Here is a 629-nt window from a genome sequence, read left to right as displayed (position 1 = left end):
CGACTGGTGCCGCCGGTGCCGTCGCCCACGCGCTCTCAGCCGCAGGAGTTGGACCAGGTCGAGCCCCGCCCCTCCGGCGCCGGCGTGACCCTTGTGGTCAACCCCGCCTCGCACAGCGGGCGCGGCGCCGCGCTGACCCAGAGCCTGCGGCAGCGGTTACCGGACATGCGCATCGTGGAGATCGGACCGGACGACGACGTATCCGCCGTGATGGATGCCGCGGCCTCGCACGCGGAGGTGCTCGCGGTTGCCGGTGGTGACGGAACCGTTCGCGCCGCAGCCCAGACGGCGATCGATCATGACGTCCCGCTCGCGGTGTTCCCGGCCGGCACCTTCAACCACTTCGCCCGGGCTGTGGGAACCCATTCCGCCGTTCGCACGGTGCAGGCGATCCAGCGCGGCACGGTCGGTAAGGTCGACGTGGCGTATGTGAACGACGAGATCTTCCTCAACACCGCCAGTGTCGGCGGGTACACCGACTTCGTACGGATCCGCGAGCGGCTGGAGAAACGAATCGGCAAGCCGCTGGCTGCGTTGGTGGCCGGGTGGCGCGTCATGGCGAAGAACCGTTCGGGGGCCGTCACCGTCGATGGTCGGACGCGGGGGTCGAGCCTGCTGTTCCTCGGCAA

Annotated in this window: 1 protein-coding gene; it reads left to right on the top strand. The window is 69.8% G+C overall.

Annotated elements, in window-relative coordinates:
- Positions 1 to 629: diacylglycerol/lipid kinase family protein (locus tag ACI3KW_RS23205; protein ID WP_404850055.1), on the top strand; the 629-nt coding region annotated here is incomplete at both ends.

The sequence above is a fragment of the Devosia sp. ZW T5_3 genome (assembly GCF_044987315.1).
Classification (GTDB): Bacteria; Pseudomonadota; Alphaproteobacteria; order Rhizobiales; family Devosiaceae; genus Devosia.
This window is presented reverse-complemented; position numbering and strand designations above follow the sequence as displayed.